Source organism: Bordetella genomosp. 5 (genome assembly GCF_002261475.1).
GTDB lineage: Bacteria > Pseudomonadota > Gammaproteobacteria > Burkholderiales > Burkholderiaceae_B > Bordetella.
Window position 1 is genome coordinate 19077 of sequence record NZ_NEVN01000006.1, and the last position, 21634, is coordinate 40710.

Genomic DNA, 21634 nt, shown 5'->3' on the forward strand with positions numbered 1-21634 from the left:
GCGCGCCGCCCCGGCCGGCCGCTCAGTGCGACAGCATCATGGCGAAGTAGCCGAACACGGTCAGCAGCACGCCCGAGACGGCATAGCCGACCGGGAAGCTCAACCACGGCACGCTCGAGCCCACTTCCTTGGCGGCCTCGCGCGCCGGGCCCGAATGGCTGCGCGCGCCGGCCGTGGCGCCCATCAGCAGGGCCGGGTTGATCTTCATGATGTGAAAGCCGATGGCCCACACGATGATGGGCGGAATGGTCGACGCCAGGAAGCCCACCACGAAGATCTTCAGCGCGATCATGCCGGTCAGCTGGGTGAGCAGCTCGGCGCCGGCGTTGATGCCCACGATGGCCACGAAGCCGATCAGCCCGAGGTCTTCGAGGATGTTGCGGGCCGCGTTCGGCGTGTTGCCGAAGAAGCGCAGCCGCGAGGACAGCGACGACACGATGATGCCCGAGAGCAGCAGACCGCCCGCGTTGCCCAGGCCCACCATCGCGCCGAAGGCGGGGAACTCGATCAGGCCGATCAGGAAGCCCAGGATCATGCCGGCCGACAGCGTGAGCAGGTCGGTGGCCGTGCTGTGCCGCGCGATCACGCCGAACATCGAACCCGCCTTGTCCACCGCGGGCTTGAGGCCATTGACGAACAGCACGTCGCGCTTGTGCAGCGTGGTCTCCAGGCCGATCGGCAACGGCACGCCGCCGCGCTCGATGCGCTGCAGCTGGATCTGGCCGGCCAGCGGTCCGTTGCGGAAGTTCTTCAGCGGCACGTCGATCACCGCCTTGTTCATGACCAGGATTTCGGCCTGGTCGAGCGGGATGTTGAGCGCGCGCGCCTCCGGCACTTCGGGGCCGACCACGCCCATATTCGCCGTCATCGACTCGAGCCGGCCGCCCAGCGCGATGATGTCGCCCGTCTGCAGCACGAGCGTTTCGTCGGCGCCCAGCAGGGCCTCGCCGCGCTCCACGTTGATCACTTGGTATTCCGGAAAGCGTGCGCGGAACGCCTTGATCGTCTTGCCCGCCGTCTCCGGGTTGGTGACGCGGTAGGCGCGCACGTCGAAGGGGTGAAAGGCCGTCAGGCCGGCATCGTCGACGTTGGGCACGCCATGCGATTTCTCGAACTCGATGGCGGCCTTGCGGGCGTCCACGCCCCAGATGCGCGGCAGGTATTTGCACAGCAGAATGATGCCGACCGTGCCCCAGATGTAGGTGATGCCGTAGGAGAGGGCGATCATCGCGTCGACCTGCTCGCGCGTCATGCCCTGCTGCAGCGCCAGCGCGCCGGACGTGATGGCCTGTTCGGCGGACCCGATCGCCGCCGACATGGTCTGCGACCCGGCCAGCATGCCGCCGGCCGCGCCCTGCGGCAGACCGAAGAAGCCCGCGCCCCAGACGACGATGCCCAGGCCCAGCACCGGGGCGATCACGGCCAGGATCACGTAGTTGATCGAATCCTTGTTGAGGGCATTGAGAAACGACGGTCCCACGCGCAGACCCACGCCATACATGAAGAGGTAGTAGAGCAGCGACTTGGCGAAGTCATCGAGGTGAAACTTCACGCCGTACGTGGAGCCGACGGTGGCCAGCAGGCAGCCCACGATGATGGCCGCGGCCACCGAGCCGAGGCCATAGCCCTTGAAAGAAAACTTGCCGACCCAGACCGACAGGCCGATCGTGAAGAAGAGCAGGATGTAGGGGTTGTTCCCCAGGAATTGCATGAACCCTGTCATGAAAACTCCTTGCGTCGAGGGTCGAGCGGCGTTCGCCTGAAGGCCGCCACGCGGAACCGGCGATGCGCAAGCGGGCGCGCGCATGCCGGCGCGCCCGCTTGCTCATCGATCGCGGCACGCGGGTGCCACGTCGTACGGACTCAGCACTTGGCCGGGCTGGTCTTGAGTTCGTCGTGGTGCCCGTGCAGCTCGGGCGGCGTGGCCGAGCCCCCGTGTTGCTCGAGGTACTGGCAGGCCTTGATGATGTCGTTGGCCAGCAGCATCGACACGTTGTAGTTGATGTGCGGACGCAGTACCACGCGCAGGCTGCGCACCTCCTCGGCGTCGGGCGGCATGCTGTAGGCCGAGATCACCCAGCCTTTTTCGCGCACCTTGGCCGACACGTCGAACTCGTTGAAATTCTTGTACTTGTCGTGCAGCGTCACCGCCACCACCGGGATGCGCTGCGTGTCGTTCATGATGGTGAAGTAGCCGCTGTCCACCAGCTTTTGCCGCAGCGCCACCGCGTTGTCCAGCGTGCGCTGCATCACGCGCCGGAACCCATCGAAGCCCAGCCGCAGGAACTGGTAGTACTGCACCGCCACCTGGAATGAATTGCGGCTGAAGTTGAGCGTGGCCGTGGGCATCTCGCCCCCGAGGTAGTTCACGTAGAACACCAGATCCTCGTTGAAGATCTTGCGCTCGCGGAACACCACCCAGCCCAGCCCCGGCGGCGTCAGTCCATATTTATGGCCCGACGCGTTGATCGACATCACGCGCGGCAGGCGGAAATCCCACTTGTAGTCGGGGTACAGGAAGGGGTTCACGAAGCCGCCCGAGGCGCCATCGATGTGCATCGGAATCGAAATCCCGGTACGGGCTTCGTAGGCGTCGAGCCAGTCGTGGATGCCCTGGATGTCGTCGTCCTCGCCGGTGAAGGTCTGGCCCGCGATGGCCACCACCGCGATCGTGTTCTCGTCCACGTATTCGTCGAGCTGCTCGGCGGTGAGCGTGTATTGGCCGGGCTTGAGCGGCACGATGCGCGGCTCGACGTCGAAGTACCGCAGGAACTTCTTCCAGACGATCTGCACGTTGCCGCCCGTCACCATATTGGGGCGGGTCGCGTCCTTGCCCGCCTTCTCGCGCGCCTGACGCCAGTTCCATTTGTGCGCGAGGCCCGCCAGCATGCACGCCTCCGACGAGCCCACGGTGGCCGTGCCGTAGGGTTCCACGCTTTTCGGGCCGTTCCAGAGCTCGTGCAGCCAGCGCACCATGCGCTGCTCCATGGCGAAGAGCTGCGGGTACATGTCGTGGTCGATGTAGTTCTTGAACATGTTCTTGTGCGCCACCGCCTGCGCCTCGGGCTCGGCGAAGGTGGTGACGAACGACGACATGTTGAGCATCGGATTGGTGTCGGTCCACTCGTCGCTCAGCACCAGGGCCTGCGCGGCCCGCGCGCTGATGCCATTGCGCGGGAACTCGTTCTCCGGCACGTGGATATTGAACTGGTCGTAGGGCGTCTGGAGCTGAACATCGTGCGGCTGGCTCATGCTTGCTTCTCCGAAAGGGCATGCTTGCAACGGCGGACGCGCGCGCCGGTGGCGCGGGATCCACGAACGGATGCGCGGCCGCGGTGGCCGCGCGCACACGGACCGGCGCCCGCGAGGAGGGCGCCGGCGGGAAAACGCGGTCAGCGAACGGGTGCGACGGACGTGCGAGGGCGGCCGCGGCGAACGCGGCGAGCGGCACAAACGGGCAGGGGGGCAAAGCGCAACAGAATGCAGGCCATCTTGGTGCTCACATAAAAACCGAAGGATTTATGCAATCCGAAACCCGTATCGCGGGGGCGGACAAACCGACCAAACCTGAACATCTGGACGCGGGAGACGCGTCGTCTTGCGGGCGTGGGCACGGCGGAAAAGACGCGGGCCAACGAATGCCGATCATGCATGATGTTCGATAAATCGGCAATACTTCATCGCAAAAGTGCGATTGCCGTGAGCGCCCGGCGCGAGTAAGTGAGAGCGCGCCACTAGCCGTGCGCCACTAGCCGTGCGCCACTAGCCGCGCGCCGCGCGGCACGGCCTCCGGCCTTGCGCGGTAGCCAGCCTCGAGGCGGGGGCAGCCCGCCGGCGTCAGACGCCCGCGGGTCGGGGCTGGGCCGGCGTGCCGTCGTCCGGGGTCTCCGGCCCCGGCGGCGGCGAGTCGGTCAGCGGGCTGCCGGTGTGTGTCGGTATCGAGCCGCCTTCCGCATCCACCGGGATCGGCGTGGCGCGCAGGCCGGCCTGCGGCATGGCCGCCAGGGCCAGATAGCTCACCCCATGGGTCACGCGCGGAGGCTGCGGCCCGGCATGGAAAGCCTGCGCCGCATCGAGCACCATGCGGTCGGCCAGGGTCATGCGGTCGTTCATGCGCAGATACTGGATCCACGAGCCGATCACGAACACCTCGCGCCAGACGCCGGCTTGTTCGAGGTCGCGAAACAGCTGCCATTGGTCGGCGCCATTGCGCAGCCGCATCAGCCGCAGCGAACGTGCCGCGGCGACGAAGCCCGGCACGCGTCCGGGCTCGACCTGATACTCGATGGTGAGCAGCACCGCGCCGTGATGCGGGTCGAAGTCGGCGGGGGCGTCGGGGCGCGTCGAGGGCAGAGTGGTCAGGGTGCGCGCGTCGGCCTGGTCGGGCAGACGCGAGCGATACAGCAGCAGCACGGTCACCAGCAGGGCGATGCCGGCGGCCCCCATGGCGCCCTGCACCCCCATCGTGCCGGCGAAGTGGCCCCAGGCAAACGAGCCCAGCGCCAGGCCGCCGAAGATGGCGGTCTGATAGAGGGCCAGGGCGCGCGCCTTGACCCAATCGGGCACCAGCAGCTGCACGGTCGTGTTGTAGGTGGCCAGCACCGCGATCCAGCAGCTGCCGCTCGCCAGCAGGGCCGGAAACACCAGGGCCAGGTTGTCGGTCAGGCCCATCAGCATCAGACACAGCGCGAACAGCGCGGCCGCGCCGCTCACCAGCCGCGACACGCCGACGCGGCGTTGCACCCGTCCGATGAGCACGCTGCCGCCGATGGCGCCCACGCCCAGGGCGCCCAGCATGTAGCCATACAGCGATGCGCTGCCGTCGGGGTGCGCATGCGCCAGCAGGGGCAGCAACGCCCATAGCGCGCTGGCCGAGATCCCGAACATGAAGGCCCGCATCATGACCAGGCGCGTCACCGTGGAGAACTCGGTGAAACGCAGCGCGGCGACCACGCCCTCGACGATGCGTTCGGGCGGCAGCGAGCGGCGCGGCAGCTCACGGCGCCAGCGCCAGATCGCCCAGATCAGCGCCGCGTAGCAGATGCAGTTGAACAGAAACACCCAGGGGGCGCCCAAGGTGCCCAGCATCACGCCGCCGAGGGCCGGGCCCAGGGCGCGGGCCACGTTGTAGTTGACGCTGTTGAGCAGGACGGCGCGTCCGACGAACGACTTGGGCACCTGCTCGCCCACGGCCGCCTGCCAGGCCGGCGTGACGACCGCGCCACCAATGGAGACGATGAAGGTGGCCACGATCAGCGTCACGGGCTCGAGACGGCCGAGGAAGGCCAGCACGGTGATGGACAGACCGATCACCAGTTCCACGCTCATGCCGAGCAGCATGATGCGGCGCCGGTCGTAGTTGTCGGCCAGCACGCCCGTCACGATCGAGAGCACGACCAGCGGCACGGCGGCCGCGACCTGAATCATCGCCACCAGCACGGCGCTGGTATCGGGGGCGTCGGTGATCACCCAGGCGGCCGCCACCGATTGGGCCCAGACGCCGAAGTTGGCGAACAGATTGGCGATCCAGATCATCCGGAACGCGGCGAACTGGAATGGCCCCATCACGCCGCCCGGGTCGGAACCGCCCGACGACGTGCTGCCAGGGGGCATGTCGGTGGGAGGAACGCCGCCCGGGCCCGCGCCGCCGGCCTGGGCGGCGGCGGCCGCTTCCTGGGCGCCGCCGGGCGCTCGCGCCGCGGTGCCGGCCTGGGGATCGGGCGCGGACGACGCGCTCGAGACGGGAGGGACGGGCGGGGCGACAGGCGCTTGCAGCATGGCGGCAGGGGCGGGGATTGGGGGAGACCCTACCTTGGTCCGAGCGGGCCGGCCTGTCAAGCCGACGGTGGCCGGGCCGCCAAGCTTTCAACCGACGGGCCTGACGCGGGTCGATTCACGCCGAAATGCACCAAAGTGGTGCATTTTAGGGCCTTCGTCGGACGACTTCCCGCTCTGAAGTCAGCTAGAATTCAGAAAATTGTAAGAAAGGCGATTGAAAGCGGATTAAAGCCGTTTGCCAGGCGTCTACGACTATATGACCGCGCCCCAGACCGAATTCTCCGTGTCCGCCCAACTGCCCGCCCTGCGGGCGTATGCGCGCACGCTGACCCGCAATCCGCACGATGCCGATGACCTCGTGCAGGAGGCGCTGGCCCGCGCTTACGAGCGGCGGCACACCTGGCGCGCCGAGGGCAACGGCAATCCGCGCGCGTGGCTCATGTCGATTCTGCACAACGTGTTCGTGAGCGAATGGCGGCGGGCCCGCAACGCGGCCGCGCACGTCGAGTCCTGGAGCGGCGAGGAAAGCGAGAGCGCCGCCGTGGCCGCGCCGCAGGAGCATCACGTTCGCCTGCAGCAGATCCGCCGCGCCTTCGATCAGTTGCCGCTGGATCAGCGCGAGGCGCTGCACCTGGTCACGCTCGAAGGCCTGTCGTATCAGGAAGCGGCGCGCGTGCTGGATGTGCCGGTCGGCACCTTGATGTCCCGGCTGGGCCGGGCGCGTGCCGCCTTGCGCGAGTTCGAGGCCACGGGCCAGACCGCCCGCCGCCTGCGCGTCGTGGGAGGGACCGATGTCTGAAACCTTGCCGATCACCGATCTGGATCTCGACGCCTACGTCGACGACCAGCTCGATCCGGTACGCCGGATCGAGGTCGAGGAATTTCTGTCGCACAACCCGGAAGAGGCCATGCGCGTGATGGCCGACCTGCGCGTGCGTGACGCGCTGCGCTGCGCCTTGCCGCCGCCCGCCGACACGCCGATGCGCTGCGAGCGCACCGCCCTCGACCTGCAACAGGGGCTGGACCGCCTGGCCTGGGTCGAGCGGCTGCGTTATATCGCGGTGGCCGCGATCCTGCTCGCGATCGGCTGGGCCGGCCACATGGCCTATGGGGCGTGGCATCCGGACATGCGGTTCGCGGTGGCGCAGAACGTGCCCACTTTCGTCGAAGACGCACTGATCGCGCATCGCACGGCGCAGATGCGCGCCACCATGCATTCGCAGCCGCGCATCACCTATCTGGATGCCGACGAGATTCTGCGCACCACGGGCATTCGCCTGCCGGCGCTGCCGCACGACTGGCAAGTGCGCGACGTGCAGGTGTTTCCGTCGCGCAGCGGCCCCGGCGTGGAAGTCGCGCTCGAGGCCGGCGGCCTGGGCGTGCTGTCGATTTTTGCCGGCAAGGCGGCCGAGGTCCGCGAGGACCAGCCGCCCGTCGTGTCGCGGGTGACGGAGGCCGGTGTGGCCGGCGTCGCCTATTGGCAGCAGGGCGAATGGGCCTATGCCGTCACCACCGATCAACCCCAGACCGATCTTGCGCAGGTCGCCGGGCAGCTTTCGCTTGCCTTGGTGCGTCCGATGTAGGCAACCCCGCCCGCTGCCCCGACGGGGTTGAAACGCGCGTTTCGCGGGGCGGTTTCCCGCCGGGCGTGTCGGGTTTTTGTTTTTGTTCTCTGTTCACAGGAGTTTTCACGTGCTTGAGTTTTTGCAAACGCTCAGTTGGGCGGCTGTTTTCCAGATCATCCTGATCGATATCCTGCTGGGCGGCGACAACGCGGTGGTGATCGCGCTGGCCTGCCGCAACCTCGAACCCAAGCAACGCATGAAGGGGATCCTGTGGGGCACCGCCGGCGCCATCGGCCTGCGCGTGCTGCTGATCGGCTTCGCTCTCACGCTGCTGACCATTCCGTTCCTCAAGGTCGTGGGCGCGCTGCTGCTGCTGTGGGTCGGTGTGAAGCTGCTGATTCCCGAGGGTGATGCGCATAGCAACATCAAGGGCGGCACCTCGGTGCTGGCCGCGGTCAAGACCATCATCGTGGCCGACTTCGTGATGAGCCTGGACAACGTGATCGCCATTGCCGGCGCCGCGCAGGGCGCCGACGAAGCCCACCAGCTCGGCCTGGTGATCTTCGGTCTGGTCGTGAGCGTGCCCATCATCATCTGGGGCAGCACCATCGTGCTGAAGCTGATCGATCGCTTCCCGATGGTCGTGACGATCGGCGCCGGTCTGCTGGGCTGGATTGCCGGCGGCATGCTGGTCACCGACGTGGTCATCACCAACCGCTTCGGCGAAATCCCGACCATGGCCAAGCTGGCCGCCGAAGTGGCCGGTGTCATCATCGTGATCGGCCTGGGCAAGTGGTTTGCCTCGCGCAAGCTGGCGCGTCAGGCGCAGGCCGTGCCGGCCCGCGAAGGCGTCTGATGATCTGAGACACGCCCCGGCACGGTGCCGGGGCGCACGGATCGACGATGAAGAGAGGCGGTGCGCACAGCACCGCCTCTCTTTTTTTGTGGGTCGGCGCCGCGCGAGCGGCGGGGTTAGAGCGGCGCGATGTGAGCGATGGGGCGCTGGCGGCGTGCGGACGGCGGCAATGCCCGCGCGGCGCGGCCTAGCGTAAGGACGCGAGCCACGCCAGCAAGGCGCGCTCGAGCTCGAGGATGCGACGCGCGAGGCGCCAGGCGGCGCGGCCGCTGCGGGCGTCGAGCCCGTGGGCTTCGAGGTGGGATTCCAGCACCAGGGCCTGGGCCGCGACCCGGCCCGCGCCGACGATGGAGCAGCCTCCCCGGATCCGGTGCGCGCGCGCGGCCACCGCCGGGGCGGACCCCGCGGCGTGCGAGGCGAGCAGTGCGCGGATGTCGGACCGGTTGGTCTGCATCAGGCGCGTGAGCAGGGTGCGCGTGAACGCCTTGTCGCCGTCGCTCAAGGACAGTATCTGGCGGCGGTCGAAGACGAGGGGGACCGGTGCGGCGCGCATGCTCAGCTCACCCCGGTGCGTTGCGCGAATTCCATCAGCTCGAAGGCCGTGCTGGCGTTGAGCTTGGCCAGCAGCCGCGCCTTGTAGGTGCTGACGGTCTTGTTGCTCAGGCACAGGGCTTCGGCGATGGTTTTGTTGGAGGCGCCCTGGGCGATCTGCTTGAGCACGGCCAGCTCGCGGTTGGACAACTGGGCGAGCAGACTGGCGTCGTCGGGGACCGGGTCGAGGGTGGCGGCGGACAGTGCCTCGGACGGGAAAAAGCAGTACCCGCAAAGAATGGCCTGGACCGCGGCGATCAGGTCGCGGGTGTCGGCTTCTTTGGAGACGAAGCCGTGCGCGCCCGCCTGCAGGCAGCGGCGCGCGTAAGTGGCGGCGGGCAGCGAGCTCAGCACCAGGATGCGGGGCGTGGCGCCGTGGGCCCGCAGCCGGGCGATCACTTCGAGGCCGTCGAGCCCCGGCAGGCCGAGATCGACGAGAACCAGATCGGGCTTGAGCTCGTGGGCGAGTTGCAGACCGTGGCGGCCCTCGGCGGCTTCGCCGGCGACGAGATAGCCTTCGCGGGCAAGGAGGGCGCCCAGCGCGTAACGCGTGACGGGGTGGTCATCGATGATGAGGATGTTGTGCATGCCGGGGGGAGGGGCGGATCGGATACGCCGGCGCGCGAAGCGCGGGCAACACGTAACGATAGCGCCGAGCGGTGGCCCGTCACGAGCAATGTCAGAGAGATGTTTGACTTTTCACCCCCCAGTAGCGCGGGCCGCCGGCGTCGGCCGGCGGCCCGTATGCCGATCAGGTCCAGGCGGCCATGGGATTGAACAGCCAGGACTCATAGTCGGCGCTGGACATCGGCCGGGCATACCAATAGCCCTGACCCAGCGCGCAACGCATGTCGAGCAGGGCATGGCGCTGCTCCGCGGTTTCGATGCCCTCGGCGACCACATCGATGCCCAGGCTTTCGGCCAGCGACAGCGTCGCCGCGATCACGCTCTCGCTGCGCGAGTCGCCGGGCAGCCGGCGCACGAACGAGGCGTCGATCTTGAGCTGATTGAAGGGCAGGTTGCAGAGCCGCTCCATCGAGGAGAAGCCCGTACCGAAATCGTCGATCGCCACGGTGCAACCCAGCAGGCGCAGCCGCACGAGGGTCTCGAGCGTCGTGGCCTGCGCGGCTAGCAGGCCCGTCTCGGTCACTTCGATCGTGAGCGCGGTGGCCGGCAGGGCATGGCGCAACAGCGAGTCTTCGAGCGTGGGCAGCAGCGTGGTCGAGGCCAGCTGACTGGTCTCGACGTTGATGGCCAGGCTGGCGGGGCGGCCCTTCATCACCGCGCGCGCCGCCAGGGCCATGGCGGACTCGCTCAGCGCCCAGGTCAGGCGGTCGAGCTCGTCGCACTCCTTGACCTGATTGAGAAAGACGCCCGGGCCCAGAATGCCGTGTTCGGGGTGGTTCCAGCGCGCCAACACCTCGGCGCCCGCGGGCTGGAGCGTGCGGATGTCGAATTTGGGCTGGAAGTAGGGGATGAACTCGCCCCGACCGAGGCCGCCCTGAATGTCGGCGGCGGTGGGGACGAACACCGGCGCGGCGGGGGCCTGGCCGGGCAGCTGGTCCGCGTCGGACTCGTAGCGACGCAGCAGCGTTTCGAGGCGGGTGAGCTTGAGCGGCTTGCCGAGGTCGCCCAGCACGCGGATGCCGAACAGGCTGGCCATGTGCAGCACGGCGGCCGTGAGGTCGCTGCTGACGTCGCTGCTCAGAATCACCGATTTGACCAGGCCGCGCTTGCTGGACTCGCGCAGAAAGGCGGTGCCGTCCATGCCGGGCAGCTTGATGTCACAGATGACGATGTCGACGGGGCCGTGTTCGGCGAGGCGGGCGAGCGCCTGTTCGCCTTCCGTGGCCTGGAGAATGCGCGAGTGTCCGAGCGTCTCGAGGGCGCGCACCATGACCAGCCGCTGCACGGGATGGTCTTCGAGAACGAGGATGGCGGGCCGGTTCATGTGTTGTCGCCGAGTGCGATACGGTGACCGCGATAGGCCGGCCAGCGGCAGGATCGCGCCTGAGCCAGGGCGGAAACCGGGCTGGAATGGCGTGGCGCCTGGCTGGGCGCGGCTTTTGCCAGATTTATATCCGGTCGGGCGCGAATCTCCAAGCGCGCGAACCAGTCGAATATCAGCGACTGGATGCGTTCACGCAGGCGTGCAAGAAAGGTACAGAGAAACTTTGCCAATCCGAGCGACCCGGGGGCCGCGGCGATGGCATGCACCGCAGTCAAATTAAGCGCAACTATTTTCATGTCGGGATCTGCGCGCGAGGCTGGCGTGTGGAGTCAGGACAGCGCGTGGCGTGTCAGGGCGCGCGCGGGCGCGGGCAGGACTGAAAGACGGCTGAATGCCGCAGGCCGCGAGGCCGGTTTCCCGGCCGCACGGGGCAACGCATACCTTCTCACAACGCTTTCCTCGCAAACTACACAGGGCTGGGCGCCAGAGGGCCTGGCGTCCCGGGTCAACGGATGGGGCAGGCCCGGCCGGCCCGCTCGGCCCGGTCGCAAAGCGGCGGGCGGCAGGCACGGTATATCGATATGACGATAATCGGGCGACCCTGGGCAGGAATGGCTGCCATGGTTTGGCATACTGTCAGGATCGCGCCGCCGGACAGCGCTGGCCTGAATATAAGGGCCGGGCTTTGGGATTAATGCTCGAATAAGAGCCATTTTTCCGGGGTCATTCCAGTTTTTTTACGGGACAGACCTGGTTCGGACGGTTTTTTCTCACCGAATTCCACTCTCTCTAGCTCCAGATATGTCAGCGAACCCCACCGAAGGCGCCGCCGCGCCGGCCCCGCGCCTGGACCGCCTGCGCGATTTCGTCTCCGACCTCTCGGATCTGCTTGCCGGGGGCGCGGACCGCGACGCCGCCCTGACGCAGGGCGCCGCGCTGCTGCGCGACCTGGTGCGCCACGACGACTGGTTGCCCGACGCCTACGCCCAACCGCAGCCCGATCGCTACGCGCAATATCTGCTGTATGCCGATCCGGGCGGGCGCTTTTCGGTGGTGAGCTTCGTCTGGGGCCCGGGGCAGGCCACGCCGGTCCACGATCACACGGTCTGGGGCCTGATCGGCATGCTGCGCGGCGCCGAGCGCTCGCAACGCTATGCGCGCGACGCGCAAGGCAACTGGATCGCGGACGGCGCGCCCGTGGTGCTCGTGCCCGGTCAGGTCGAGGCCGTCTGGCCGCCCGGGCACGACGTGCACCGCGTGAGCAATGTGCACAACGACCAGGTCTCGATCAGCATCCATGTGTACGGCGCCGATATCGGCAGCATCCGGCGCTCGGTCTATACCGAGTCCGGCGAGATCAAGCCGTTCATCTCGGGCTACAGCGATGCCCCGCTGCCCAATCTCTGGGGCGCGGCGCAGCCGGGGGCGTTCCCGCAGCGCGCCACCCAGGCGGTGCGGGCCGATCTGATCGCGGGCCGCGAGGTCGCGCTGCTCGACGTGCGCGAAGAGGCGCCGTTCGCGGTGTCGCATCCGCTGTTCGCGGCCAACCTGCCGTACTCGCAGATCGAGCTGCAGGCCTGGCGCCGCATTCCGCGTCGGGACACGCCCGTGGTGGTCTACGACAACGGCGAGGGCCTGGCCCGCCGCGCCGCCCGGCGTCTGCGCGAGCTGGGCTACACCGAAGTCAGTCTGCTGGCGGGCGGCCTGGCCGGCTGGGCGGCGGACGGCGGCGAGCTGTTCTGCGACGTCAACGTGCCGAGCAAGTCGTTCGGCGAACTGGTCGAGGCGCACCGGCACACGCCTTCGTTGCCCGCGCCGGAGGTCCACGCGCTGCTCGAGCGCGGCGCCGACGTGGTGGTGGTCGACGCGCGCCGCTACGACGAATATCACACGATGAACATTCCGGGCAGCACCAGCGTGCCGGGCGCCGAGCTCGTGCTGCGCGTGCGCGAGCTCGCGCCGGATCCGGCCACCACGGTGATCGTGAATTGCGCGGGCCGCACCCGCAGCATCATCGGCACCCAGTCGCTGGTGAATGCCGGTCTGCCCAATCCGGTGTTCGCGCTGCGCAACGGCACGATCGGCTGGACGCTGGCCGGGCTCACGCTCGAGCACGGCCAATCGCGCCGTCATCCCGCCGAGGTCGATGCGGGCCACCGCAACACGGCGCGCCTGCGCGCGCGCGAGGTGGCCGACCGCGCCGGCGTGAAGCGCGTGACCTGGGCGGAGCTCGACACCCTGCGCGACCCGGCCCGCGGCCTTTATTTACTCGACGTGCGCCAGCCCGAGCTGTACGAAGCCGGCCATCTGCCCGGCTTCGCGAACGCGCCGGGCGGTCAGCTCGTGCAGGAAACCGATCACGTGGTGCCCGTCCGCGGCGCCCGCATCGTGCTGACGGACGGCATCGACGAAGACGCGGGCGTGCGCGCCGACATGACGGCATCGTGGCTCGCGCAGATGGGTTGGGATGTCTATGTGCTCGACGCGGCCGACGCGCAGCGCGCGGGCGTGACGCTCGCGGTGGGCGCGCCGGCGCAGACGCTGCCGCCCGAGCCCGAGGGCGCCACGCGGGCGCGCATCGCGCCGGATCAATTGCGCGACTGGCTGATGCAGCCGGGCACCGTCCTGCTCGATCTCGCGCCCAGCCTGACGTATCGCAAGGGGCATATCGCCCAGGCCGAGTTCGCGCTGCGTTCGGGCTTCGACGCGCTCGCGCCGGGGCTGGCGCAAGCCACGCGCGTCGTGCTGACCTCCGGCGACGGCCGGTTGGCGGCCTATGCCTGGGCCGATCTCACGGCCGCGCTGGCGCGCCATGCCATCGATGTGCCGGTGGCGATCCTCGAGGGCGGCACCGATGCGTGGACCGCCCAGGGGGGCGCGCTGGTCAGCGAACCGCAGGTCTGGCGCTCGCCGGCCGACGATCGCTATCGCCGGCCGTACGAAGGCACCGACAACCCGGTCGAAGCCATGCAAGGCTATCTCGATTGGGAATACGGGCTGGTCGACCAGCTCGCGCGCGACGCCACGCACGGGTTCCGGGTGGTGTAAATAAAAGGCGGCCCCGGCCACGAGGGCAGGGGCCGCCATGCTGGCGGGCCGCGGCGCCGCGCGCTTCAGTGCGGCTTGGGCGCCTGGGCCTCGGCGGGCTCGGGCTGACGCGCCGCCGCCGCCGCGCCGTCCGGTGCCGTGCCCGGCGCCGGCGCGCACTCGCCATCGATGGCGCAGCGCAAGGCGTCCTCGACCCGATCCAGCAACACGAAGCGCAGCTTGGCGCGGGCTTCGGCGGGCACGTCGTCCAGATCCTTGGCGTTGCGCCGCGGCAGCATCACGGTCGTGATGCCGGCCCGCAGTGCGGCCAGGGTCTTTTCCTTGACGCCGCCGATCGGCAGGACGAGGCCGCGCAGACTGACCTCGCCCGTCATGGCCACGTTGGCGCTCACGGGCCGATCCGACAGCAGCGAAGCGAGCGCGACGAACATCGCCACCCCGGCGCTCGGACCGTCCTTGGGCGTGGCGCCCGCCGGCACGTGGATGTGGACGTCGATCTTGTCCATCGCGTCGCCGCTCCAGGTCTTGGCCAGCGTGAGCGCGGCCTGGGCGGATTCCTTCATCACGTCGCCCAACTGGCCCGTCAGAATCAATCGGCCATTGCCGGGCGTCTTGCTCGCTTCGATGAAGAGGATGTCGCCACCCACCGGCGTCCAGGCCAGTCCCGTCGCCACGCCGGGCACGGCGGTGCGCAGCGCGACTTCATTTTCGAAGCGCTGCGGGCCCAGAATGGCGGGCAGGTCCGGCGCGTCGATGGTGACCTCGGTGGCCTTGCCTTCGGCGATCTCCACGGCAGCGTGGCGCAACACGGCGCCCAGCTCGCGTTCGAGATTGCGCACGCCGGCCTCGCGGGTGTAATCGCCCACGATGCCGGCCAGGGCCGCCTCGGTCACCGTGGCCTGCTCGGGCTTCAGGCCGTTGGCCTCGCGCTGCCGCGCCACCAGATAGCGGCGTGCGATCTGGATCTTCTCTTCTTCGGTATAGCCCGGCAGCTGGATGATCTCCATGCGGTCGCGCAGCGGCCCCGGAATGGTGTCGAGCGCATTGGCCGTGCAGATGAACATCACCTGCGAGAGGTCGTAGTCCACGCCGAGGTAGTTGTCGCGGAACTTGTGGTTCTGCTCGGGATCGAGCACCTCCAGCAACGCGCTGCCCGGGTCGCCATGAAAGCCGCCCGCGCCGAGCTTGTCGATTTCGTCGAGCATCAGCACGACATTGCGCGTGCCGGCGCGCCGCATCGCCTGGATGATGTTGCCGGGCAGGGCGCCGAGATAGGTGCGACGATGGCCGCGGATCTCGGCTTCGTCGTGCACGCCGCCCAGCGCCACGCGCTGGAACTCGCGTCCGGTTGCGCGCGCAATCGATTGACCCAGCGAGGTCTTGCCCACGCCCGGCGGGCCCGCGAAGCACAGGATCGGGCTGCGGCCCGAGGGATTGAGCTTGCGCACCGCCAGATACTCCACGATGCGCCGCTTGATCTTGTCGAGGCCGAAGTGGTCTTTATCGAGCACGGCACGCGCCTGCGCCAGATCGATGGGCTCCTGCGGCGCGGGCTTCCAGGGCACCTCGGTCAGCCACTCGAGATAAGTGCGCAGCATCGCGTACTCGCCGCTCGTGTCGCCCATGCGCTGCAGGCGCGCGAGCTCCTTGCGCGTGTGCTTGAGCACGTCTTCGGGCATGCCGGCCTTGTCGATGGCCTCCTGGAGCTGCTCGAGCTCCGCGCTGTTGTCGCCCGCGTCGCCCAGCTCCTTCTGGATCTGGCGCAGCTGTTCGCGCAGCACCGTCTCGCGCTGACGTTCGTCGAACTGCGCGCGCGTGCGCTCGCCGATCTCTTTGGACAGCCGCAGCACCTCGAGGCGGGCGCCGAGCTGCGTGATCACCTTGTCGAGGCGGCGCGCGAGATCGAAGGTCTCGAGGATGTCTTGCTTGATGTCCGACTTGATGTCGATCAGATTGGTGACCATGTCGGCCAGCAGGGCGGGCGATTCGATGCCCTGCACCACGGCCGCGAGCTCGTCGGGCACATTGGGCAGCAGGGCGATCGCATCGGCCGCCTGGCGCTTGAGCTGCAGGAAGCGCGCCTCGATCTCGCTGTCGCTGTCGGCGGCCGCCTCGATGAGCGCCACGCGCGCCACCATGAAGGGCCAGCCTTCGAGGAACTCGAGCACGCGAAAGCGCGCCTGCCCTTGCACGAGCAGATGATGCGCGCCGTCCTGGCCCGTGATGTAGCGGGCGATCGGCCCCTCGGTGCCGACCCAATAGAGGTCGTCGGGCGTCACCACGTCTTTCTGAGGATCGCGTTGCAGCAGGAAGCCGACCGGGCGCTCGGCCTTTACGGCTTCCTGGGCCGCGGCCACGGAGATGCCGCGGCTCACGGTAACGGGCGACAGCACGCCGGGAAACAACACGGCGTCGCGCAACGGAATGATGATGCGGGCATCGTCGGGCAGGGTACGCAGGTCCGTCATGGGGCCTCCCTCAGTTTGTTCAGGGTAAGGATCAGGCAGCCGTCCCGCAGTTGCGGGGTGACTGGCTCGAGCGCATGCAGCGAGAGCCGGATACGGCGCGCGAAGCGGCCATACGGAATCTCCAGACGATGGATGCGGGAGCGGTAGGCGGCCGGAAAGGGCCGCAGGCCGGAAATGGTGATGCCGTCCGGGTCGAACCGAACGACGATGTTGTCGCTCGACACACCCGGCACGGCCAGGATGACCGTGATGTCGGTGTCGGTTTCGATGATGTCCACTGCGGGTTCCCAGCAGTGCGCATCATCGGTGCAGCGAAGCAGTTGACGCTGCATTCGCTCCGCATGCTGAAGCAGCGCCAGCGCGTCGCCCCAGACCCAGGTAGAAAAATCGCGCGATCTCATGAACTCGCCCTCTTGACCATGGGAGGTAGATGGTGGTGTGGACACCGATTTCAAGCGCGAGGCGCCCGCATCCGCCATGCCTGATGTTCGCACCGCCGGCCGCGATGCGTAAGGGGCGGGGCGGATGGCGGCGGGCCGCGCGTGCGCGCTGCCATGGACCTGCAGGATTTTTGAGGTAATATTCAGAGTCCTGTAAGAAAGAGAGTACTGCGGGAATCCGTCCAGTCCCATGCCGGCACGGCGCCTATGCGCGGTGCGGCCCGGGCAGGCCCCGGTCAGATGCGTCGCCCTCATGGCGTGCGTCTTGCCAGCACAAGCCGCCATCCTGATGATGGCGGTTTCGCCCTCCGCGGCGTGGCCTGATCCAGACGGTAAACCGCCTTTATGAAAGACGAGCCTCCTAGTAGGGTCGGCGCCGTGAAAGCCACGCCGCCGGCCAACCCGATCATGCCGTGCGCAGCGTTCGCTGCGCCATCCGCCCACGTCTCGCGCCGCCCCCGCGGCCGCGCCTTCGCACGTCGGCTTCCGACCCCCGGCCCCGCCTCGCGTGCGGCCACGTCGCCCCGCTTCACGCCTATACGCCATGCCGCGCCCCGCGCGCGTGGCGCTTCGCTTTGCTTCCCCTGTCTACGCGCCGAGCGCACGCCCATCGTGGCGTGCGCCGCGCATTCCTGCTTCTTGTTCCTGAGGACCTCAGATGATATTTGACTGGATGGCCGACCCCACTGCGTGGTTGGGCCTGGCGACACTGATCGTGCTGGAGATCGTGCTCGGCATCGATAACCTGGTGTTTATCGCGATCCTGGCGGACAAACTGCCGCCGCATCAGCGCAACCAGGCTCGCCTGGTCGGTCTGTCGCTCGCGCTCATCATGCGCCTGGGCCTGCTGGCCAGTATCGCGTGGGTGGTGACGCTCACCGCGCCGCTCTTCACGGTGTTCGGCGCGGAGATCTCCGGCCGTGACCTGATCCTGATCCTGGGCGGTATGTTCCTGCTGTTCAAGGGCACCATGGAGCTGCACGAGCGCGTCGAAGGGCGCGCGCATGGCGGCGGTGGCAAGCGCGCGCAGCACGCCGTGTTCTGGCAGGTGATCCTGCAGATCGTGGTGCTGGACGCCGTGTTCTCGCTCGACTCGGTGATCACCGCCGTGGGTATGGTGCAGGAACTGAGCATCATGATGACGGCCGTGATCGTGGCCATGATCGTGATGATGCTGGCCAGCCGTCCGTTGATGTCCTTCGTGGGCCGTCACCCGACCGTGGTCATCCTGTGTCTGGGCCTGCTGCTGATGATCGGTTTCAGCCTGGTGGCCGAAGGCCTGGGCTTCGACATCCCCAAGGGTTATCTGTACGCGGCCATCGGTTTCTCGATCCTGATCGAGCTGTTCAACCAGCTGGCCCGCCGCAACACCACGCGTGATGTGCACGGCCTGGGCCGTCGCGAACGTACGGCGCGCGCCGTGCTGCGCCTCCTGCGTGCCGATCGCCACGACGGCGATGCGCATGGCGCGCCCGAACCCGCGCATGCCGGCGATCCGGACTCGGAAGAGCCCGCCTTCGCGCCGGAAGAGAGCTCCATGATCGAGCGCGTGCTGTCCATGGGTAGCCGCGACATGCGCGCCATCATGGTGCCGCGTGGCGAGATGGTCTGGCTCGACGTCAAGGACAGCGCCGACGTGGTGCTGGAGAAGTTCGCGCGCGGTCACTCGCGTCTGCCCCTGTGCAACGGCGACCCTTCCAACGTGATCGGCGTGCTGCACTTCAAGGATGTGATGGAGCCGCTGCGCGCGCCGGGCCCGGTCGATCTGATCGAGTTGGCGCACGAGCCGCACTACGTTGCGGAAACGATGCCGGTGCTCAAGCTGGTCGAAGCCATGCGCGAGTCGCGCGAACACCTGCTGATCGTGGTCGACGAGCACGGCGTGTGCGAAGGCCTCGTGACGCCGATGGATCTGCTGACCGCCGTGGCCGGCGATCTGCCCGACCACGCCGACGATGCCACGCCGGGCGCTGCCCGCATGGCCGATGGCGCGTGGGTGTTCGACGGCCGCCTGGAGACCACCGAGGTCGCCCGCATGCTCGATGCCTACGAGCTGGCCAGCGACTATCCCGACGACGCGACGCTGGCAGGCTGCCTGCTGCGCGCCTCGGGCACCTTGCCCGCGGTCGGCACGGTGGTGTCGTGGCGCGACTGGCGCTTCGAGGTCATGCGCGTCGAAGGCCGCCGCATCGCCCAGGTTCGTGCGGTGCACATGGTGCCGCAGGAGGCCGACGAGGCCTGATCGGTCCGCGCATCGCGCGCACCATGAAAACGGCCGCGGGGAGCGATCCCCGCGGCCGTTTTTTTGGCGATGCCGGTCTCAGCGCTGGCCGTCGTGCACCTTGACCGCTTCCTTGGTGAGCCCGCCCAGGCGCGAATGGACGCGGCCGCCCGTGCCCATCACCAGCGCGAACAGGATCTCGCGCGGACGCGGCGCGTCCTGGATGCCGATCTCGATGCTGTTGAAATGGCTGCGCACGTACGAGGCATGGATGTAGTGCACCGGCACCATGACGCGATAGCCCGCGCTGGCCACCGCCTTCACGGCGGGCACCATGGCCTTGGGTTCGCCCAGCACGGTACGCATGGCCCAGCCGCCGGCCTCGTGCCAGACGGCGCCATGCTCCATCTCGCCATCGATCCCGACGATCGCGGCCTTGCTGTAGACCTCGACGTTGTCCTTGCCGCCGAGCGTATCGACCAGCTCGGTGGCGAGCTCGGTGCCGAGCGTGCGCAGTTCCGCCATGAAGGGCATCAGGTCCGGCTCGTAGCGGCCTGCGTAGGGGTTACGAATCACGGCGCACGCGGCTGCGAGGATCAGCGGCTGGTCCGGCGCGGGGCCGTTCTCGTGATACGTGGTCTCTTTCAGCAGCGCGCGTTTGCGGATTTCGATCAATGACATACGAATCTCCCTGTTGGTTTATTGCGGCGGGATGCCGGTTTCCTTGACGATGGCGGCCCACTTGTCGATCTCGCTCGAGACATACGCGCCGAACTGGGCGGGGCCCTGTCGCAGCGGCGACAGACCCTGGCGCGCGTAGGTTTCCTGGAGCTCGGGGCGGGCGAGCGCCTGCGTGAGCGAGCGCGACAGCCGCTGCGTGAGGTCGGCCGGCAGATTGGCCGGCCCCATCAGCCCGAACCACACGGTGAGGTCGAAGCCGGGCGCGCCGGTCTCGTTCAGGGTGGGAACGTCGGGCGTCAGCGCGAAACGTTGCGGCGTGCTCACGCCATACACCTTCACCTTGCCGGCGCGCGCCTGCTGCAGGCCGTTGGCGAGATCGGTGAAGGTCATGTCCACGGTACCGCCGATCACGTCGGTGAGGGCCTGCGGGCCGCCGCGGTAGGGCACCGGCGTGACGTTGATGCCGCCCATGGTGGCCAGCTTCGCGCCGAACACCTGCGCGCTGCCCGAGCCATAGGCATAGGTGAGCTTGCCGGGATTCTTCTTGCCGTAGGCGAACAGGTCGGCGACCGTCGTGCCGGGCATGTCGTGCGAGCCCACCAGCAGATAGGGCGTCTCGGCGATCGCGCCGATGGCGGTGAGGTCGCGCGCCGGGTGGTAGGGCAGATCCTTGAAGAGGCTCACGCCGCTGGCGGCGGTGGACACCCCCACGATCACGAGCGTGTAGCCGTCCGGCTTGGCCCGCGCCACGTCGTGCGTGCCGATGATGCCGTTGGCGCCGGGCTTGTTTTCCACCACGATGGGCTGGCCCAGGTCGTCGGCCATGTCCTTGGCCAGCGTGCGCGCCACCACATCGGTGATGCTGCCGGGCGGGAAGGGCACGACCAGGCGGATCGGGCGGTCGGGATAGGCGGCGAGCGCGCTGCCGGCGGCAAACGCGCAGACGGCGCCGGCCAGCGCGAGGCGGCGAAGAAGGGGCTGCATGGATTGTCTCCTGTTGTCGGTGTCGGCGGCGCCGTCGTGCGGTGCCGTCCGTCTTGCGTGGGCGTGCGTCAGGCCGGGGCGTTCTCGCTGGCCCGTTCGCGCAGATAGCGATAGATCTCGGTGTTGTCGGCGGTGGCGGGCAGTTGCTCGCGCGCCTCGCGCCACAGGCGCGTGCAGAGCGCCAACTGCTCGGTCTGGACGCCGGCCAGCGCCTGCAGGCTGTCGGCCGTGCCGAGGTCTTTGGCCATCAGGCCGAGCGCGAAGCCGCCGTTGAACGTGCCGGGCACGATGAACTGGCGCAGCTTGGTTTCGGTGGCCACGTTGCGCCCGCTGGAGGCGTTCAGCACTTCGGTGAAGATGCCGAGGTCCAGGTCCATGCGCTCGGCGATGAGCAGGGCTTCCGACGCGGCGAGCAGCCCTGCCGCGTACACGTAATTGTTGAGCGCCTTCATGGCGTGGGCCGACGACACCGCGCCGGTATGGATGATGGTGGTGCCCATGTGTGCGAGCACCGGCCGCACGCGCTCGAGATCGGGCGCCGCGGCGCCCACCATGATCGCGAGCGTGCCGGTGGCGGCCTTGGCGACCGCGCCGGAGACGGGCGCGTCGATCAGGCCGATGCCGCGTTCGGCCAGCTGCGCGGCGAGCTGCCGGGTGTCGGCCGGATTGGAGGAGCCCATGTCGACGACGGTGGCGCCGCGCGCAAGGCGTTCGGCCAGGCCGCCCGGCCCCGCGATCACCGCGTTGGTGATCGTGCTGTTGGGCAGCATCGTGATGATGAGCTCGCGGTCGGCCAGCGCGGCCAGATCGGATGCCCGGTGTAGCGAACGCTGCCAGGCCGGATGGCGCGCCAGGCGTTCGAACGGCGCCTCGGCACGATCGTGCGCGAGGATGTCCAGGCCCTCGGCGCGGGCCAGATTTTCGAGCATGGGCAGGCCCATCATGCCCAGGCCCACGAATCCCAGTTTCAGCGTCATGCAGAATCCTTATCGAATCAACTTCGGAAGGCCGGCTTGGCAGAGCCCGCCTGCGGAAAATCCTACCGAAAACC

17 protein-coding genes and 1 pseudogene are annotated in these 21634 nt (G+C 68.4%); 6 read left to right on the forward strand and 12 right to left on the reverse strand.

The features are described 5' to 3' along the window. Positions 1-22 precede the first annotated feature (22 nt). The 3 genes from CEK29_RS11775 to CEK29_RS11785 form a co-directional block, all read right to left on the reverse strand. Positions 23-1711 carry an aspartate:alanine exchanger family transporter gene (locus CEK29_RS11775; protein WP_255176141.1) on the reverse strand — a complete coding sequence of 563 codons (1689 nt, stop codon included), beginning with the start codon at positions 1709-1711 and terminating at the stop codon, positions 23-25. Between the two features lie 152 nt (positions 1712-1863). Then, entirely contained in the window at positions 1864-3252 is a 1389-nt protein-coding gene (locus CEK29_RS11780; protein WP_094858207.1) for a glutamate decarboxylase, read from the reverse strand. A gap of 585 nt (positions 3253-3837) precedes the next feature. Continuing rightward, on the reverse strand, positions 3838-5613 hold the full coding sequence (locus tag CEK29_RS11785) for an MFS transporter (RefSeq protein ID WP_094858359.1): 1776 nt from the start codon (positions 5611-5613) through the stop codon (positions 3838-3840). A gap of 421 nt (positions 5614-6034) precedes the next feature. Here CEK29_RS11785 and CEK29_RS11790 point away from each other — a divergent pair, with 421 nt between their 5' ends. The 3 genes from CEK29_RS11790 to CEK29_RS11800 all read left to right on the forward strand — a co-directional run bounded on the left by CEK29_RS11790 (position 6035) and on the right by CEK29_RS11800 (position 8199). After that, entirely contained in the window at positions 6035-6577 is a 543-nt protein-coding gene (locus CEK29_RS11790; RefSeq protein WP_094800124.1) for a sigma-70 family RNA polymerase sigma factor, read from the forward strand. After that, on the forward strand, positions 6570-7361 hold the full coding sequence (locus CEK29_RS11795) for an anti-sigma factor family protein (RefSeq protein WP_249279029.1): 792 nt from the start codon (positions 6570-6572) through the stop codon (positions 7359-7361). Before CEK29_RS11790 ends, CEK29_RS11795 begins: the two co-directional genes overlap by 8 nt. Before the next feature lie 109 nt (positions 7362-7470). After that, a complete protein-coding gene (locus CEK29_RS11800) occupies positions 7471-8199 on the forward strand; it encodes a TerC family protein (protein ID WP_094800123.1) in 729 nt (242 codons plus the stop codon). Between the two features lie 187 nt (positions 8200-8386). On the opposite strand, the gene CEK29_RS11805 is transcribed toward CEK29_RS11800, so the two are convergent. The 4 genes from CEK29_RS11805 to CEK29_RS23690 form a co-directional block, all read right to left on the reverse strand. Next, entirely contained in the window at positions 8387-8701 is a 315-nt protein-coding gene (locus CEK29_RS11805) for an Hpt domain-containing protein (protein ID WP_176456888.1), read from the reverse strand. Positions 8702-8754: 53 nt separating this feature from the next. Next, positions 8755-9378, reverse strand: coding sequence for a response regulator transcription factor (locus CEK29_RS11810; RefSeq protein WP_094800121.1), 624 nt, complete (start codon positions 9376-9378; stop codon positions 8755-8757). A gap of 163 nt (positions 9379-9541) precedes the next feature. Beyond that, complete coding sequence (locus CEK29_RS11815; RefSeq protein ID WP_094858209.1) at positions 9542-10741, reverse strand: EAL domain-containing response regulator; 1200 nt, start codon at positions 10739-10741, stop codon at positions 9542-9544. Next, a complete protein-coding gene (locus CEK29_RS23690) occupies positions 10738-11037 on the reverse strand; it encodes a hypothetical protein (protein ID WP_141217922.1) in 300 nt (99 codons plus the stop codon). The genes CEK29_RS11815 and CEK29_RS23690 overlap by 4 nt, the downstream gene beginning before the upstream one ends. Positions 11038-11542: 505 nt before the next feature. Here CEK29_RS23690 and CEK29_RS24100 point away from each other — a divergent pair. Next, positions 11543-12055, forward strand: a pseudogene (locus CEK29_RS24100) (cysteine dioxygenase); the annotation flags it as partial. Positions 12056-12133: 78 nt separating this feature from the next. Further along, positions 12134-13789, forward strand: coding sequence for a rhodanese-like domain-containing protein (locus tag CEK29_RS11820; RefSeq protein ID WP_255176150.1), 1656 nt, complete (start codon positions 12134-12136; stop codon positions 13787-13789). A gap of 65 nt (positions 13790-13854) precedes the next feature. On the opposite strand, the gene lon is transcribed toward CEK29_RS11820, so the two are convergent. After that, entirely contained in the window at positions 13855-16257 is a 2403-nt protein-coding gene (gene lon, locus CEK29_RS11825; protein ID WP_094858211.1) for an endopeptidase La, read from the reverse strand. Next, positions 16254-16889 carry an Hsp20/alpha crystallin family protein gene (locus CEK29_RS24105; RefSeq protein ID WP_255176142.1) on the reverse strand — a complete coding sequence of 212 codons (636 nt, stop codon included), beginning with the start codon at positions 16887-16889 and terminating at the stop codon, positions 16254-16256. The genes lon and CEK29_RS24105 overlap by 4 nt, the downstream gene beginning before the upstream one ends. Before the next feature lie 466 nt (positions 16890-17355). Between CEK29_RS24105 and CEK29_RS11835 the strand changes: the two genes are divergently transcribed. Further along, a complete protein-coding gene (locus tag CEK29_RS11835; RefSeq protein WP_094858213.1) occupies positions 17356-18939 on the forward strand; it encodes a TerC family protein in 1584 nt (527 codons plus the stop codon). Positions 18940-19017: 78 nt separating this feature from the next. On the opposite strand, the gene CEK29_RS11840 is transcribed toward CEK29_RS11835, so the two are convergent. The 3 genes from CEK29_RS11840 to CEK29_RS11850 form a co-directional block, all read right to left on the reverse strand. Then, positions 19018-19593 (reverse strand): amino acid synthesis family protein, encoded by a 576-nt coding sequence (locus CEK29_RS11840; RefSeq protein WP_369597736.1) that lies wholly within the window; start codon positions 19591-19593, stop codon positions 19018-19020. 24 nt (positions 19594-19617) lie between these two features. Beyond that, a complete protein-coding gene (locus CEK29_RS11845; RefSeq protein WP_094800114.1) occupies positions 19618-20583 on the reverse strand; it encodes a Bug family tripartite tricarboxylate transporter substrate binding protein in 966 nt (321 codons plus the stop codon). Positions 20584-20651: 68 nt separating this feature from the next. Then, positions 20652-21560, reverse strand: a complete 909-nt coding sequence (locus CEK29_RS11850) for an NAD(P)-dependent oxidoreductase (protein ID WP_094858214.1) — start codon at positions 21558-21560, stop codon at positions 20652-20654. Between the last annotated feature and the right edge of the window lie 74 nt (positions 21561-21634).